Here is a 14,259-nt window from a genome sequence, read left to right on the forward strand (position 1 = left end):
CGAGAAGCTTAACAGGGTGTGTAAAAATTGACCCTAGTCACCAAAGTTTAGTATAATTCGTTCAAAATATTTTGAAAGTTATGTGTGCTTCCTTGAAGCACCACACTATTGAGGAAACCTGTGAGCACCTTGCCATACATTCAAACATTTGCAGCGGTAGAAACGGCCGTTGCTACCCAACCTGTCCCTATTACGTCAGATTTTGCCATTGGTCGCAATGATGTCGTGCTGATGGCTGGCCCCTGCTCAGTAGAAAGCTACGCGCAAACGCGGGCAGCGGCAGAAGCGGTGGCTCGCGTAGGCGGGCGCGTGCTGCGTGGGGGTGCATTCAAGCCTCGCACATCCCCCAACAGCTTTCAGGGGCTTGGCCAGCGAGGGCTAGAAATTTTGCGCGATGTCGCCGATGAGTTCGGCTTGCTAGTCATTACCGAAGCCCTGGCGGTGGAACATGTGCCGCTAGTAGCTCACTACGCCGACATCATTCAGCTCGGCAGCCGCAACATGCAGCATTACCCGTTGCTGTGGGCCGTGGGAGAATTAGACAAGCCAGTGATGCTCAAGCGTGGCTTTATGTCAACAATTGATGAGTGGCTGAAGGCTGCCGAGCATATCAGCAGCCGGGGCAACAACAAAATCATGCTGTGCGAGCGGGGCATCCGCACCTTTGAAACCGCCACACGCAACACGTTAGACACAAACGGCATTGCCCTGGCCAAACAGCTTTGCCCCTACCCCATCATAGCCGATCCCAGCCACGCCACTGGCCGCGCCGACCTCGTAATTCCGGCGGCACGCGCTGCCCTGGCCGCTGGTGCAGATGGCTTGCTGGTAGAGTTTCATCCAGACCCGGCCAATGCGTTGTCCGATGGTCAACAATCGCTGCCGCTTGGCGTTTTGCCCCAGTTTGTAGCAGAGATGCGGAAGATAACGGCCGTTTTCAACCGCAACTTCACTTAGATTTCTGGCCATAGAGAACACAGAGAGAAAAGAGAAAATCCTCTAATATCTTTGTGACCTCTGTGGCAAAACACAAAACACCCGTTCAACAACCTGAGAGATCATGACCGACTTTTTTCTCAGTCTGGGTTATTTTGGACTGTTTCTTATCAGCTTTTTGTCTGCTTCCTTGCTGCCATTAGCCTCAGAAGTATTTGTGCTGGCGATGCCACCACTGGGCTACAACGCTTGGTGGATTGTGGTGGTGGCTACCCTGGGTAGCTATAGCGGTTCGGTGCTCAACTACTTCGTTGGCAAAAAAGGCACCGATTTTGTTTTGGGCCGGCATATCAAAATTGATCCCAAAACGTGGACCAGAGCCGAAAAATTTTACAAACGGTGGGGGCCAGTGGCCCTCTTCTTTTCCTGGGTTCCCTTCATTGGCGATCCGTTAACGGCCGTTGCTGGTGCACTCCACATGCACTTTGGCATCTTTAGCTTTTGGGTCATCTTTGGTAAAACATTGCGCTACGTGGTCTTGCTGGGCATCGCCTCCCGCTTCTTTAACATCTTTTGAACCAATTTTAGAGGAGTGGAGCATCCTCAGATGCGGAACGGCATTTGCTACAACCGTTCGCATCTGAGGATGCTCACTCCGCCCTGTCTGAGAAGTATCCTGTTCAAGACAGAACAGCTTTAGAATATCCCCCGCCTGTACTATAATTCCCTCATCGTTTAGAAGATCACAACAGACTTTAATCACTATACGCAAAAAGGAGATGTGTCGTGAAATTTATCGATCTCACCATTCCCCTGGGCATTGGAACACCCCCCTGGCCCACTTATGAACCACTTCAAGTAAAATATTTCAAACGTTTGGCACCCAACGGAGCCAATGGGCAGGTTGTAACCCACAGCAACCATGTGGGTACCCATCTGGATGGCGAAATTCATTTTTACACCCCCGGCAAAGATATTGCCCAGCTCGATTTTGAGTTTCTGGCAGGCGACGCCGCCATTGTGGATTTGAGCGACGTTTGTGGCGATTACGATGTGTACACGCCGGAGATGATTGAAGAGCGTGTGGAGGTGCGCGAGGGCGATATCCTCATCATCCACACCGGCTACCACCACTTTGGCTGGGACCAGCCCTACGGCAACGAGGTGCGCTACATGGTGATGCACCCTGGCCCGGACGCCCGCTTTGCCCAATGGTGCATTGACAAAAAAATCAAATGGATTGGCGTGGACTGCGGCAGTGCGGATCATCCAATGAACACCAAAATTCGGGACTGGATGCCCGCGCAAGCAGAGGATGCAGATGCTCATTTCCGCAAAAAATATGGCAAGCCGCTGGCCGAATACTTTACCAAAGATATGTACCAGATGATGCACCTATGGATGTTCGACAAAGGGATCATCCACGCTGAATGTGTGGGCGGCGATATTGATCTGCTGATAAATCGGCGCGTGCAGGTCGGCTGCTTCCCCTGGCGCTTTGTAGATGGCGAAGCCAGCATTGCCCGTATTGTGGCCATGGTGGATGATGACGAATATGAGCATCTGATGGCGCGCAAAGCAAAGATGCCCAAAACCAAGTTTGGCGACTGCTACGACCCAGTTCATGTAGAACGGCTGGGTGGTCGCGGGCCAGTTTATTAGGTTTTTTGCCACAGAGAACACAGAGCAAAAAGAGAAAAACCTCTTCTTCCTCTGTGCCCTCTGTGGCTATTTTTATTTCTTGACAACATACCATACGGTATGGTACAGTGCGCTTCGACAAAACATACTAAAGGGTATGATTCTGATGGCGAGGAAGACAAAACGAGATTGGTTTGTAACGGCCGTACAAATTCTGCGGCAAGCTGGCCCCCAAGGGCTGACGATTGAGGCATTATGTCAATCTCTGCAAATGACCAAAGGCTCCTTTTATCATCACTTTGGCAGCTATGAGGGATTTAAGACGCAATTTTTGGCATTTTATGAGCAGGAAGGCACGCTGGACATTATCTCGCAGCTAGCCGACTTGCCCACCCCAAAAGAAAAATTACAGCAGCTTTTGAAAATCGTGGTGGAATTTTCTACTAAACTGCCAGACAACCCAGATGTAGCCATGCGAATCTGGGCCTTGCAAGATACGGCCGTTGCCCAAACACAATCTCGCGTAGACGGCCGTCGCCGTCAATATGTGCAATCGCTCTGCGAAGAAATAACTGGGGACAGCACCCAAGCGGCCACAATTGCTAATCTAATTTACGCCGTTTTGGTAGGCAGCGAACAGATGCAGCCTCCCATTGTCGGAGCAGCGTTACAACATCTATTTGATGAATGTTTGCGGCTTTATAATTTGACATAAATAATGTTATATCAAGTCTTACTCTGTTGGTATTTCTATGTATTTGGTCATTGGAATATTGGGAACCATTTTAGCAATTAGTTTGCTGCTCATTCTGGCTTTGCGCTTTATTGCCATGCTACGGGGAACCCACCAAGTTGAGCCATCTATTTCGCTAGAAAACAAGGGCATTAAAAAGCGTTTCTATGAAGCTGATTACGTGGATTCTTACAGAGCGCAGCTACGAGAATCTAATCTGCAAAATATAGAGGCTGTGGCTCAATATGCTTTCCAAAAAGGGCAAGAAGTAGGCCGCAGCAAGTCGGAAATTGTTTTTCAAGAAGGTGCTCCAGGGCTTGGATTTATTGTAGCCTACAAACTTGAGCCAGAAAGGCAGCCCAAAACCATCACAATGACAACGGCCGTTTCCTTCAACGAACCCAAAGGGAACATTTACTTTAGACTTATCTGCCCAATCCACTGCACGCTCTTACCGTTTCTGCTCAGTCGGATGGCGCGAGCATAGCCTGTTGACCAACTACAATTTTGGAGGAAATAATGAAAGATGAGGCTCTTTTTACGGCCGTTCCCAATCTGCCTGAACTTATGGAAACAGCCGATCATATTGACATAAAAACAATATCCGGGGATGTGAGCATGCGCCAATTTATTGCCGAAATGCTCTCTTACTATCCCGACTGGATAAAATTTCTATACCGGATACGCTGGTTTTTTGTACGGCTACTCGGGATGAAACAGGAGGGCATACCGCAAAATATGGTCATGCAACCGGAGAATGTTTCCTTTGTTCCAGGTGATCCAGCCGCCTTTTTCAAAGTCCAGATGGCTGAAGAAGATCGCTACTGGTTTGTCGCCGAAACGGAGTCACATCTAACGGCGCATTTAGGTGTAATCATGGAACCCGGCCACGATGAGAATCGGTTCCATGTGCTAACCCTGGTGCACTATCATCGCTGGACGGGGCCGGTGTACTTTAATGTGATACGGCCGTTCCACCACATCGTGGTGCGTCAAATGATGAAGGCAGGGGTAAAACGGCAGTTACGATTGCAGAAAGCCTAAAACCTGATCCGCAATTTGATCACGGACTTGGCGGAAGACGGCCGTAACTTCCTCATCTGTCCCTGTCGCCTCTGCCGGATCATAAAAGCCGATGTGTGTCTTTTGCCCCGCATCTGCCAGCCAAACCGGGCATGTTTCTTGGGCGGAATCACAAACGGTGAGCACATGGTCAAAATATTGTCCTTTGAACAATTCGGTTGATTTAGATTCATTCTGGCTCAAGTCAATACCCAATTCACCCATCACGGCAATCGCTTTGGGATGTACATAGCCACTAGGCGCTGTACCCGCCGAATAGGCCACAAATTGGTCGCCCAATCGGGCGTTAATCAACCCCTCTGCCATCTGACTGCGGCAGGAGTTGCCCGTACAAAGCACTAACACTTTTTTCATTCACTTTCTCCTAAACGGAAACTGGAGATTGGAAACTGAAAAGCAGTCTCCAATCTCTATAAATCCAGCGCGGCCATCACCGTGTTTAAATCTTTGTCGCCGCGACCGCTTAAATTTACCAAAATGATTTGATCCGGGCGCATTTTGGGCGCTTGCTTTATCGCTTCGGCCACGGCGTGGCTCGACTCCAGCGCAGGGATGATTCCCTCCGATTTGCACAACGTTTGGAATGCCGCCAACGCTTCCTCATCAGTGGCGTAGGTGTAGCCAGCCCGCTCCTCGTCGCGCAGCAGGGCGTGCTCTGGCCCCACGCTAGGGTAATCCAGTCCGGCACTGATGCTGTGCGTTTCCATGACCTGGCCATCGGCCGTTTGCATAACATAGCTTTTGGTACCGTGCAAAACGCCGACGCGGGCAATGTCCATATCGGCAAAGCGGGCGGCGTGCTTGCCGCTGGCAATGCTCTCCCCACCAGCCTCTACGCCAATCAAATCCACGCCGTCGTCATCGCGGAAGGCGTGAAAGATACCCATGGCGTTGCTGCCGCCCCCCACGCAGGCGATGATTGTGTCGGGCAAACGGCCGCATTCGGCCAAAATCTGCTCTCTTGCTTCGTAGCCAATCACGCTTTGGAAGTCGCGCACCATCATCGGGTAGGGATGCGGCCCCAAAACGGAGCCAAGCAGGTAATGGGTATTTTCCACATTGGTCACCCAATCCCGGATGGCTTCGTTGATAGCGTCTTTGAGCGTTTTGCTGCCGCTTTCTACTGGGCGCACCTCCGCACCGAGTAGCTTCATGCGGTAGACGTTGGGCTGCTGGCGAGCAATATCTATGCTGCCCATGTAGACGATACACTCCAGCCCCAGCAAGGCACAGGCCGTCGCTGTACCAACGCCATGCTGCCCTGCACCCGTCTCGGCCACGATGCGGCTTTTGCCCATGCGCTGTGCCAGCAGTGCCTGACCCAGCGCATTGTTAATTTTGTGTGCGCCAGTGTGGTTCAAATCCTCTCGCTTGAGGTAGATTTGGGCGCCACCAAGGCTGGTGCTGAGTCGTTTGGCGTGGGTGATGGGAGACGGCCGTCCAACATAACTCTTCAGCAAATAATTAAACTGAGTCATAAAGTCCACATCGTGGCGGGCTTCCTCGTACATGCGAATGAGTTCATCCAGGGCAGGCATGAGCGTTTCCGGCACAAATTGGCCGCCATACGGGCCAAATTTACCTCGTTCATCGGGAACTGATACAGTTTGGATCATTTGATTGTCCTCGTGAAAGATTTCAAAAGTCTTCACAGCAATTTGGCAAACACCAGAAGAAATTGAGATTTTTGAAATCTAGGTTTTGTGAGGCTGATTATAGCAAGGGGTGGGAATTGTGGGGTAAACGTTTTGTAAACGGCCGTTTGAAAAAGTGTATTTCAAGCACAGCCAGCAATCCGTTCAAACTAGTATACAATTCTTACATGAGATAGCCTATAATCTTTAACCTAGCAACCCGACAAACTCACCCTCAACAAAATCAAGCCAACGCCGATCACTCAAAAAGGAGACAAAAACCATGCGCCTTTCGTCCCCAAAATCTGAGCTAAAAGAGCAGTATCAAATTGTTGTCATCGGTTCCGGTTATGGCGGCAGCATTGCGGCTTCCCGACTGGCACGGGCTGGTCAGGAAGTATGCGTGCTGGAACGTGGCCGTGAGCTTTGGCCTGGAGAATACCCGGACAATGAACTGGCGCTGGCCAAAGAGACCCAATTAAACACCCCCTTAGGCCATGTTGGAACTAAAACAGCCCTCAATGAATACCATGTCAATGATGAAATGACCGTCTTGGTTGGCTGTGGCCTGGGCGGCACGTCACTTATCAATGGCAACGTTTCCTTGCGTACCGATCCGCGCATCTTCGAGCATCCCGATTGGCCACAACCGTTCCGTGATGACGTGCCTACGCTGCTAAAAAATGGGTATGACTTGGCCGAGAAAATGTTGGGAACCGCTACCTATCCAGAAAGTTTGCCACCCACGCCCAAATTTACAGCGATGAAAAAGGCAGCCAAAGGCTTAGGCGCAAATTTTTACCCCGCACCAATGACAGTTACGTTTCAGGATGGCCCCAACGTGGTGGGGATTGACCAAAAAGCGTGCAAGCTGTGTGGCGACTGCATGACAGGCTGTAATTATCACGCCAAAAACAGCACGCTGATGAACTATTTGCCCGATGCCAAAAATCATGGTGCCACGATCTTTGTAGAAATGGAGGTTCGCCATTTGACTAAGCAAGATGGTTTGTGGCAGGTGCATTGCACCGATTTAGGGGACTCATCTGAGCGCAGCATTCAAGCAGAAATGGTGATTTTGGCGGCTGGCACGTTAGGCACAACAAAAATTTTGTTCCGCTCCAGAGAGGCAGGTCTGGATTTGTCGCAAAAGTTGGGCCATCACTTCTCGGGCAATGGTGACGTTGGTGGTTTTGCTTACAACAGCGATGTGTCAGTTTATGCGATTGGAACGGGGCCCAAAGTGGACAAAATGCCGCCCGTTGGCCCCTTAATCAATGGGGTGATCGATACCCGGCCGCAGGCTGAGAATTGGGAAGATGGTATGGTCATTGAAGAGGGGACGTTGCCGAGTGCAACGAAGTTGGGATTGGTCAAGGGGTTAAAAATCATGGCCAGAGCTACTGGAGAAGATAGTGACAGTGGCTGGCTTGATGCTTTGCGAGAAAAGTTCAGGGAGCTTGTGAGTATGATTCGTGGCCCTTATCATGGGGCTGTCAAGCACACGCTAACCTGGCTGGTAATGACGCACGATGATAGCCGGGGGCGGCTGCTTCTGGAAAATGATCGAATCCGGATTGAATGGCCAGATATTGGGGAACAGCCTTTTGCACAACGGGTGAATGATTTTTTGCGACGGGGAACGGCCGTTTTAGGCGGCACGTTTGTCTCTAATCCTCTGTGGAGCTTATTAAAGTCACAACCAATGGTCACGTCCCATCCATTGGGCGGCTGCCCCATGGGAGAAGATGCTTGGCAAGGGGTCGTGAATCATAAGGGGCAGGTTTTTGCAGGTGAACGAGGAACGGCCATTCATGAAGGGCTCTACATTTGTGATGGCTCAGTCATCCCCCACTCCATTGGCGTAAACCTGCTGCTCACCATCTCTGCCATGACTGAAAGAGCTATGGTGCTTCTGGCACAAGATCACGGCTGGCAGATTGATTATAGCTTACCTAACCAGCAGTCTTAGAATTTATCTGAAAAAGCCACAGGCTTGTGCCGAGCGAAGCCGAAGCAGGAAAAAGAGGAATCTGAGAAATGAACCTTCGCCTCAAAACGCTCTGTGCTCTCTGTGGCCAATATTCGGATGGGAACTTAAACCAGGCTTCGCAGTTTATCGGCACAAAGGAGCAGAGCCAGAACCGTATTGCCGTCACTAATTTGGCCGCTGTGGGCCATGTGCAGCACCTCGCCGATGGGTTTTGTGTGTACTTCTATTACTTCGGCGGCTTCATGAACAGGTTTGCCAAGGATGACGTTGGTGGCCAGATAGTAAACGCCCAGCTCGTTGCAAATGCCGTTGGCGGTGTTAAAACGGCCGATTTCAACCAAATCATCCGCCGTTTTCCCACCCACTTCTTCTTTTAACTCGCAAACGGCCGCTTCCAATTCGGTTTGATTTGGCTTTATGCTACCCGCAGGCACTTCCCAGCCCCAGGCATCTACCGTGTAGCGATAGGTGTAGATGAGGGCAATCTCCCCCGCTGGGGTAACGGGCACAATCCAAACCGAGGTGGGGCTTTCGATGACATTGTACTGGCCTGGACGGCCGTTTGGGGTAATGATGCCATCTTGCCGCACCCGATACCAGGGACACGACCAGACAATCTGGCTAGAAGTCGTTTTGAATGGTTTCGTCATGGTTTTTTGGCCACAGAGAACACAGAGGAAAAAGAGAAAAAAGCTCTTAAATCTCTGTGTTCTCTGTGGCTATTTCTTAGTTTTCAGACGGGTGAGTAGCCAATTTTTCCATGCTTCGGTGCCTTCACCAGTTTTGCAGGAAAGCGGGAAAATTTGCGCTCGCGGATTAAGTACTTCAACGCCAGCCTTGAAATAATCGAGGTCAAAATCAATGTAGGGTAGCAAATCCATCTTGTTGAGGATGAGCGCATCAATGCCCCGGTAAATGTTGGGGTATTTGTACGGTTTGTCGTCCCCTTCTGGCACGCTGGCAATGACGATGTTGAAATGCGTGCCTAGTTTGAAAGAAGCAGGGCAGATGAGATTGCCCACGTTTTCCACAATGAGCAACTCAATTTCGTCCAGGGGAAGCTGGTGTAGACCGTTGGCCACCTGCACGGCGTCTAAATGGCAATTGCCCCCGGTGTTAATTTGGACGGCTGGCATACCAACGGCCGTAATTTTATCTGCATCTATGGTGACAGCGGCCGTATCCCCTTCAATAACACCAATGGTAAGCCGGTCTTGCAATAGTTCAATGGTTCTCAAAATGACGCTGGTTTTGCCCGAACCCGGTGAGGCCAACACGTTGATCCCCAAAATGCCCTTCTTATCCAGGAGTGCCTGGTTGCGGGCGGCCAAATCATCGTTAGCATTGAGGATATTTTCCACAACAGGTATGCGTTGTTTCATGCAGATTCTCCGACTGATTGCTGATCTATCTCAATCGCTTCCAAATAAAATTCTTCACCCGCAATGACCTTGCTAAGCGTGCTGCCACAGGCAGGGCAAGGCAGCGATTCGTTGGGTGAATAAGTGTGCTGGCAGCTTTGGCATTGCATTTGCGCCGCCACCCGCCGAAAATGGAGCGTGGCACCTCCGGCCATGCTGCCCTGGCTCACAAAATCCCAGTAAAACTGCACGGAATCATCCACAATGGAAGCCAATTCGCCTACCACCAGGTACAGGTCAGAAATGCGGCTGGCTTCGGCATCAGCCGCATGGCGCAGCGCAATTTCCAGAATGCTTTCGGTAACGGCAAGTTCGTGCATAGGGTTAGCCACTATTTTTGGCGTTGTGGATGAAGGCTCGCACTAAGGTGGGGTCTTTTTTGCCGGGGTAGGCTTCTACTCCGCTGGCCACATCTACAGCAAACGGCCGTACCAGCCGCACCGCCTCCGCCACATTTTCCGCATTCAAGCCCCCCGCTAGCATCAAACCCGGATTGGACTGCGCCAGTTGCGCGCTCATCTCCCAATTCCCCGTCTCCCCCGTGCCGCCCCGCAGCGTGGGGTGGTAAGTTTCAATCAATAATGAGGGAGACTGATTACTATTTACCGATAACCGATTACTGGTCACTGAATACCACTCCGCATCCGCCTTAGCTTCGGCCAAGCTGGTGGGGCGCAGGGCTTTGTAACAACGGCCGTAAATCGGTGACTGTTCATCCCCCACCAAAAATGGCACCTCTTCGCCACTTAACTGAGCCAAATCCAGGCCAACTTCGTCCAGAATCTCGGCCGTGTGCTCCCCGGTTTCATTCACAAAAACACCTACCAGCACTGGGCAGTTAGGGGCAGCACGCAATGTTTGCACAATGGCCTTTGCCGTGTTTATGTCAACTGAACGCTTGCTGGGTAGGTAAAAAATGAAGCCCAGATAGTCGGCTCCGGCAGTTACGGCCGTTTCTGCATCTGCCAGGTTGGTAATACCACAAATTTTTACTTTCATCATTTATGTTTTTCCATGACGCTTTCATAACGCAGCCACACTATGCTACGGGCATCAAACTTGAACAGCAAATTTTCACAATTTTTAGAGGAGATAGAAAATGAGTATACAACTGAAATGCCAAAACTGCTTTGCTCCCCTCAAACTAAAAGACCAGCGCGAACTGATCGTTACCTGCCCCTATTGCGATTCGGAAAATGTATTGCCAGGTACAGTAAAAACGATCACCCGCGTCAACGCCCAGCGCTTTTCTTCACTGCTTTACCGCTACATTGCCGAAGAGTTCAACATGACCGGTATCCAGGATTTGATTATGAAGCTAAACGGCCGTCTCCAGCACGCCTCGGTTGATTTTGATGATTTGGGCGGCAATGACCGCCGCATGAAAGCGATGGAGCTGGTGAAATGGTGCCAACGGCGGGATGAGTTGGATACCTTGACGGCCGTTGTGCAGGCGGAACGGCCGTCTTCTGTGCTTGAACTACAACAATCATAGGAACTCTGGAAAAAGCTCCGCCAACGCCAACCAGCAAATACAGCACCAAATCGAGCCAGCCTTGTGGTTTGGGCGCTATCTCTTGCGGCATTTCGGAAACGATTTGTTCAGGCTCAACCATGTATTACGCCCTCTGCAACTGGCTCGCTCTGACGGTTTCGCCGAAATAAAACGAGGTAAAAAATTATTGCCTCGGCCCAAAAAGAAAGTAGCGCATAGAGTGGGTTCAATTCTGTAACCAAAAAGATAGATTCTGTCTGCAAAGCAGAGTTGGTGTAGTTGGCAAACAGCGCAGCGTACAGGTTGTTAGCTGCATGAACCCCAATTGCTAGCTCCGCTGAATTGTCGCGCAGGGTGATGAAGGCAAAAAACGCACCGATGCTCAGGTAAAACAGCGGCAACAAGATGGCGCTGGCGGCCAATTCTGGATTGGCCAAATGGGGAACCATGAACAAAATGCCGTTTATGATCGCCAACACCCAAAAGTTGCGGCTCAAATGCCCCGTCATTTGCAGCAAATAGCCGCGAAATAGCAGCTCCTCGGCCGTCGTTTGCACGGGCGTAAGGAGCAGCACAAACAGAACAAAGAACAAAAATCGGCGGGCATCTAAAACAATCGTGTAAATCTCTGGATTAAGCAAATACTCTACGCCGCTGGCCAGGGCAATGAGCAGCAGCCACAAACCAAACCCCTGCCCCAACCGCCGCCAATTTAGCTTTTTGGCAGGAGTGATGATGGTGCGAAACGGCCGTCCATGCACAAACCGCACCACCACAAAAACCCCAATAATTAGCGGCACAAAGGTCAGATTTGCCGCAATATAATTCACTAGCGGATCGAAACCATCCACCAAGCCAGTTTCCAGATTTACGGCCGTTTCCGGGTTGTCATCCACCACTGCCCAAAAAGCTGGCACGAGCACAAACAAACCACCCAAAACGAACCAAAAAAAGAGAATCAGGACAATGCCAAAGAAGTAGCGAAACCACTCCGTTTGGCCTAACCGCACCTGATCTAAAAATGAAAAAGGTTGTTCATTCTCCATACATAATCCTTAGAAAAAGCATACAAACCTTTGGCTAGTTGCCATAAACCGCGCAAATCATGTATATCATACCTCAGCAACATCTAAAACAAACATTTGATTAGCGATAGCTTATGATGTGGCTGATTTATCTCAACCAATCACGAATAGCATGAAAAACGAATGAGACAAATTTCTCGATAACTATTCGTAAAATTCGTCCATTTGTGTCATTCGTGATTGTAACTGGAGAATATGTATGAAAAACCACCATGAACACACGAAACGGCCGTTTCACACCCTCCTGCTCCTCATCCTCATTTGTGGCGCAACCCTGCTGGTTTTGCACCACACTTCGGCGCTGATGGCTGAAAACGGCCGTCCCACCTCAGAAAATGAGTTCATCTACCTGCCGCTAATTACAAATCCGCTCGATTGCGGCATTTCTGGGGCCAGCTACAGCAGCCTTCCCATCGCCTCCGACCCCATCACTCGCCCCGCCTGGGATCATCCAGACATAAACCTTGCCATCCGAGGGTATGAACAAGTGAGCGCCAGCCTAATGCTGGTAGAGTACGCCGGAGGCAGCGACGCCAACGCCCCACAGCTAGACACCCTGTTCAGCCCAGCCCGCGTGCCAACCTTCACCAATGCCTACCAAATTTACCGCTGGGATTGGGCTTGCAACTGCCGCCTCGACCTGATGAGCAACTGGCCCACCACCCTGCTGGGCATGGGCACCAGCGAAGGAGAACCCATCCACGTACCAGATTCTGGCTACGATATTGGCGGCGGCAACGATGTGATGGTGCTTTACGCCACCGACAACCGCATCACCCTCAAATACACCCGCGAAGACAATGTGGTGTTTGGCTACACCGTCCACATCGAAGATATCTGCGTTGATCCAGCACTGGTGAGCCTGTACGATTCGCTAGACGCAGCCGGGCGCGCCCAGCTACCGGTGCTGGCGGGCGGGCAGCCATTTGGCCGCGCTTTGGGAGATGAAATTAAAGTCTCGATTCGGGATACGGGCAACTTTTTAGACCCGCGCTCACGCAAAGATTGGTGGCAAAGTCAGCCCCCTCCCTAACCCTCCCCTTGGCAGGGCTGAGGGGAGGACATGTTTAGAGGGTTGAAAAAAGAATAGCTCATCAAGGACAATTCTGATGTGTTCCAAAACGTCAGAAGGAGGCCAAAATGAGCTATCCAGTACTTTATCAATGGAATCAAACAATCGCCAGCCAATTGCCTTGTCTCAATAGCTGGCAAGTCGATAACGTCGGCTTGTTTAGCCTGGGCATCATGCGAGCAGAAAGCTGCCAACAGCAACAGATTGCCCGCCAGGTTGCTACAGGCGAGAGGGTCGAAAGTTGTGCCCGTCGCTTGCGACGTTTTCTGGACAACAAACGTTTTCCTCTGCAAGCCTTCTTCAGCCAATGGACAGCCTGGATTGTCAGCCAGTTGCCACCAGGCAAGCTTTATCTGCTGGTGGATGAGACAAAGTTGCAAGACCGCTTGGCTGCCATGGTGGTTGGCGCTGCCTGGGAAGGACGTTGTATCCCTCTGGCCTGGCGTTGTTATATTGCCAACAATCATGACCAGTACCCAGCCGAGGGGCAAGTTGGCATGGTCACAGCCCTGTTGCAAACTGTCAAGAAGGGCATTGCAGCAGACAGAAACGTCGTGGTGTTGGCTGACCGAGGGATTGGGACATCTCCTGATTTGTGTCAGGCTGTGGCCAGCTTGGGTTGGTGCTATCTGTTTCGCGTTACCAGCATGACCAAAATCTGCACCGAGGCAGGCGATTTTGCCATTGCCAACATGGTACAGGCTGGTCAACAGTGGTCGGCTGATGGACTCGCTTTCAAGCAGCGCGGCCGGTTGCCAGCAACCGCACATGCGATTTGGAGCGCAGGCTATGACCAAGCATGGGCGTTGGTAACCAATGACACTACGCTGACTGGCTTTGAGTATGCCAACCGCAATTGGCAGGAGCAAAGTTTCCGCGACCTCAAAAGCGGTGGCTGGCATTGGGCAGACAGTCGGATTAGTCATCCAGACCATATGGATCGTCTGCTTGTTCTCCTGGTGGTCGCCTATGCTTGGTCGCTTGCTTTGGGAAGCGTTGCGGTTTCGCAAGGTCTTGCTCAACCAATGCAGCGTCATGCAGACGGCCGTATACGTCGTCATTGGAGTTTGTTCAAAGAGGGGCTTCAATTCTTCTTTGAGTTTGTTTTGAGACATAACCATTTTATCAATTTACAATTTACAATTCTTGCCCGACCCTAGGCTTGC

17 protein-coding genes are annotated in these 14,259 nt (G+C 50.9%); 10 read left to right on the forward strand and 7 right to left on the reverse strand.

Annotated elements, in window-relative coordinates:
• Positions 1 to 120: 120 nt before the first annotated feature.
• The 6 genes from aroF to ACOQPM_RS20640 all read left to right on the forward strand — a co-directional run bounded on the left by aroF (position 121) and on the right by ACOQPM_RS20640 (position 4,354).
• On the forward strand, positions 121 to 957 hold the full coding sequence (gene aroF, locus ACOQPM_RS20615) for a 3-deoxy-7-phosphoheptulonate synthase (protein WP_420632141.1): 837 nt from the start codon (positions 121 to 123) through the stop codon (positions 955 to 957).
• A gap of 103 nt (positions 958 to 1,060) precedes the next feature.
• Entirely contained in the window at positions 1,061 to 1,513 is a 453-nt protein-coding gene (locus tag ACOQPM_RS20620; RefSeq protein ID WP_420632142.1) for a YqaA family protein, read from the forward strand.
• A 209-nt stretch (positions 1,514 to 1,722) separates the two neighbouring features.
• The gene (locus tag ACOQPM_RS20625) at positions 1,723 to 2,598 is read left to right on the forward strand and encodes a cyclase family protein (RefSeq protein WP_420632143.1); all 876 of its coding nucleotides are present in this window, start codon (positions 1,723 to 1,725) and stop codon (positions 2,596 to 2,598) included.
• A gap of 145 nt (positions 2,599 to 2,743) precedes the next feature.
• On the forward strand, positions 2,744 to 3,292 hold the full coding sequence (locus tag ACOQPM_RS20630) for a TetR/AcrR family transcriptional regulator (RefSeq protein WP_420632144.1): 549 nt from the start codon (positions 2,744 to 2,746) through the stop codon (positions 3,290 to 3,292).
• Positions 3,293 to 3,329: 37 nt separating this feature from the next.
• Positions 3,330 to 3,797, forward strand: a complete 468-nt coding sequence (locus ACOQPM_RS20635; protein ID WP_420632145.1) for a hypothetical protein — start codon at positions 3,330 to 3,332, stop codon at positions 3,795 to 3,797.
• Positions 3,798 to 3,829: 32 nt separating this feature from the next.
• Entirely contained in the window at positions 3,830 to 4,354 is a 525-nt protein-coding gene (locus ACOQPM_RS20640; protein ID WP_420632146.1) for a DUF2867 domain-containing protein, read from the forward strand.
• On the opposite strand, the gene ACOQPM_RS20645 is transcribed toward ACOQPM_RS20640, so the two are convergent.
• Together ACOQPM_RS20645 and trpB are read right to left on the reverse strand one after the other, a co-directional pair.
• A complete protein-coding gene (locus ACOQPM_RS20645) occupies positions 4,334 to 4,747 on the reverse strand; it encodes an arsenate reductase ArsC (protein WP_420632147.1) in 414 nt (137 codons plus the stop codon). The genes ACOQPM_RS20640 and ACOQPM_RS20645 overlap by 21 nt on opposite strands.
• A gap of 56 nt (positions 4,748 to 4,803) precedes the next feature.
• On the reverse strand, positions 4,804 to 6,006 hold the full coding sequence (trpB, locus tag ACOQPM_RS20650) for a tryptophan synthase subunit beta (protein WP_420632403.1): 1,203 nt from the start codon (positions 6,004 to 6,006) through the stop codon (positions 4,804 to 4,806).
• Positions 6,007 to 6,310: 304 nt separating this feature from the next.
• Between trpB and ACOQPM_RS20655 the strand changes: the two genes are divergently transcribed.
• Positions 6,311 to 7,999 (forward strand): GMC family oxidoreductase N-terminal domain-containing protein, encoded by a 1,689-nt coding sequence (locus ACOQPM_RS20655; protein ID WP_420632148.1) that lies wholly within the window; start codon positions 6,311 to 6,313, stop codon positions 7,997 to 7,999.
• A gap of 125 nt (positions 8,000 to 8,124) precedes the next feature.
• Here the strand turns inward: ACOQPM_RS20655 and ACOQPM_RS20660 are convergent, their stop codons facing one another.
• The 4 genes from ACOQPM_RS20660 to ACOQPM_RS20675 all read right to left on the reverse strand — a co-directional run bounded on the left by ACOQPM_RS20660 (position 8,125) and on the right by ACOQPM_RS20675 (position 10,443).
• A complete protein-coding gene (locus ACOQPM_RS20660; protein WP_420632149.1) occupies positions 8,125 to 8,670 on the reverse strand; it encodes an NUDIX domain-containing protein in 546 nt (181 codons plus the stop codon).
• A 69-nt stretch (positions 8,671 to 8,739) separates the two neighbouring features.
• Complete coding sequence (gene hypB / locus ACOQPM_RS20665) at positions 8,740 to 9,402, reverse strand: hydrogenase nickel incorporation protein HypB (RefSeq protein WP_420632150.1); 663 nt, start codon at positions 9,400 to 9,402, stop codon at positions 8,740 to 8,742.
• Complete coding sequence (hypA, locus tag ACOQPM_RS20670) at positions 9,399 to 9,761, reverse strand: hydrogenase maturation nickel metallochaperone HypA (protein ID WP_420632151.1); 363 nt, start codon at positions 9,759 to 9,761, stop codon at positions 9,399 to 9,401. The genes hypB and hypA overlap by 4 nt, the downstream gene beginning before the upstream one ends.
• A gap of 4 nt (positions 9,762 to 9,765) precedes the next feature.
• Positions 9,766 to 10,443 (reverse strand): phosphoribosylanthranilate isomerase, encoded by a 678-nt coding sequence (locus tag ACOQPM_RS20675; protein ID WP_420632152.1) that lies wholly within the window; start codon positions 10,441 to 10,443, stop codon positions 9,766 to 9,768.
• 97 nt (positions 10,444 to 10,540) lie between these two features.
• Between ACOQPM_RS20675 and ACOQPM_RS20680 the strand changes: the two genes are divergently transcribed.
• Positions 10,541 to 10,936, forward strand: coding sequence for a hypothetical protein (locus tag ACOQPM_RS20680; protein ID WP_420632153.1), 396 nt, complete (start codon positions 10,541 to 10,543; stop codon positions 10,934 to 10,936).
• Between the two features lie 113 nt (positions 10,937 to 11,049).
• Here the strand turns inward: ACOQPM_RS20680 and ACOQPM_RS20685 are convergent, their stop codons facing one another.
• The gene (locus ACOQPM_RS20685) at positions 11,050 to 11,982 is read right to left on the reverse strand and encodes a CPBP family intramembrane glutamic endopeptidase (RefSeq protein ID WP_420632154.1); all 933 of its coding nucleotides are present in this window, start codon (positions 11,980 to 11,982) and stop codon (positions 11,050 to 11,052) included.
• 238 nt (positions 11,983 to 12,220) lie between these two features.
• Here ACOQPM_RS20685 and ACOQPM_RS20690 point away from each other — a divergent pair, with 238 nt between their 5' ends.
• On the forward strand, positions 12,221 to 13,054 hold the full coding sequence (locus ACOQPM_RS20690; protein ID WP_420632155.1) for a hypothetical protein: 834 nt from the start codon (positions 12,221 to 12,223) through the stop codon (positions 13,052 to 13,054).
• 107 nt (positions 13,055 to 13,161) lie between these two features.
• Positions 13,162 to 14,253 carry a transposase gene (locus ACOQPM_RS20695; RefSeq protein WP_420628758.1) on the forward strand — a complete coding sequence of 364 codons (1,092 nt, stop codon included), beginning with the start codon at positions 13,162 to 13,164 and terminating at the stop codon, positions 14,251 to 14,253.
• The last annotated feature ends 6 nt before the right edge of the window (positions 14,254 to 14,259 follow it).

The organism is Candidatus Leptofilum sp. (assembly GCF_965223525.1).
Lineage (GTDB): Bacteria > Chloroflexota > Anaerolineae > Promineifilales > Promineifilaceae > Leptofilum.

Coding starts and splice junctions, on each gene's coding strand:
- ACOQPM_RS20620 (WP_420632142.1), top strand. CDS start 1,061: ATGACCGACTTTTTTCTCAGTCTGGGTTATTTTGGACTGTTTCTTATC.
- ACOQPM_RS20630 (WP_420632144.1), top strand. CDS start 2,744: ATGGCGAGGAAGACAAAACGAGATTGGTTTGTAACGGCCGTACAAATT.
- ACOQPM_RS20635 (WP_420632145.1), top strand. CDS start 3,330: ATGTATTTGGTCATTGGAATATTGGGAACCATTTTAGCAATTAGTTTG.
- ACOQPM_RS20640 (WP_420632146.1), top strand. CDS start 3,830: ATGAAAGATGAGGCTCTTTTTACGGCCGTTCCCAATCTGCCTGAACTT.
- ACOQPM_RS20645 (WP_420632147.1), bottom strand. CDS start 4,747: ATGAAAAAAGTGTTAGTGCTTTGTACGGGCAACTCCTGCCGCAGTCAG.
- ACOQPM_RS20655 (WP_420632148.1), top strand. CDS start 6,311: ATGCGCCTTTCGTCCCCAAAATCTGAGCTAAAAGAGCAGTATCAAATT.
- ACOQPM_RS20660 (WP_420632149.1), bottom strand. CDS start 8,670: ATGACGAAACCATTCAAAACGACTTCTAGCCAGATTGTCTGGTCGTGT.
- hypB (WP_420632150.1), bottom strand. CDS start 9,402: ATGAAACAACGCATACCTGTTGTGGAAAATATCCTCAATGCTAACGAT.
- hypA (WP_420632151.1), bottom strand. CDS start 9,761: ATGCACGAACTTGCCGTTACCGAAAGCATTCTGGAAATTGCGCTGCGC.
- ACOQPM_RS20675 (WP_420632152.1), bottom strand. CDS start 10,443: ATGATGAAAGTAAAAATTTGTGGTATTACCAACCTGGCAGATGCAGAA.
- ACOQPM_RS20680 (WP_420632153.1), top strand. CDS start 10,541: ATGAGTATACAACTGAAATGCCAAAACTGCTTTGCTCCCCTCAAACTA.
- ACOQPM_RS20685 (WP_420632154.1), bottom strand. CDS start 11,982: ATGGAGAATGAACAACCTTTTTCATTTTTAGATCAGGTGCGGTTAGGC.
- ACOQPM_RS20690 (WP_420632155.1), top strand. CDS start 12,221: ATGAAAAACCACCATGAACACACGAAACGGCCGTTTCACACCCTCCTG.
- ACOQPM_RS20695 (WP_420628758.1), top strand. CDS start 13,162: ATGAGCTATCCAGTACTTTATCAATGGAATCAAACAATCGCCAGCCAA.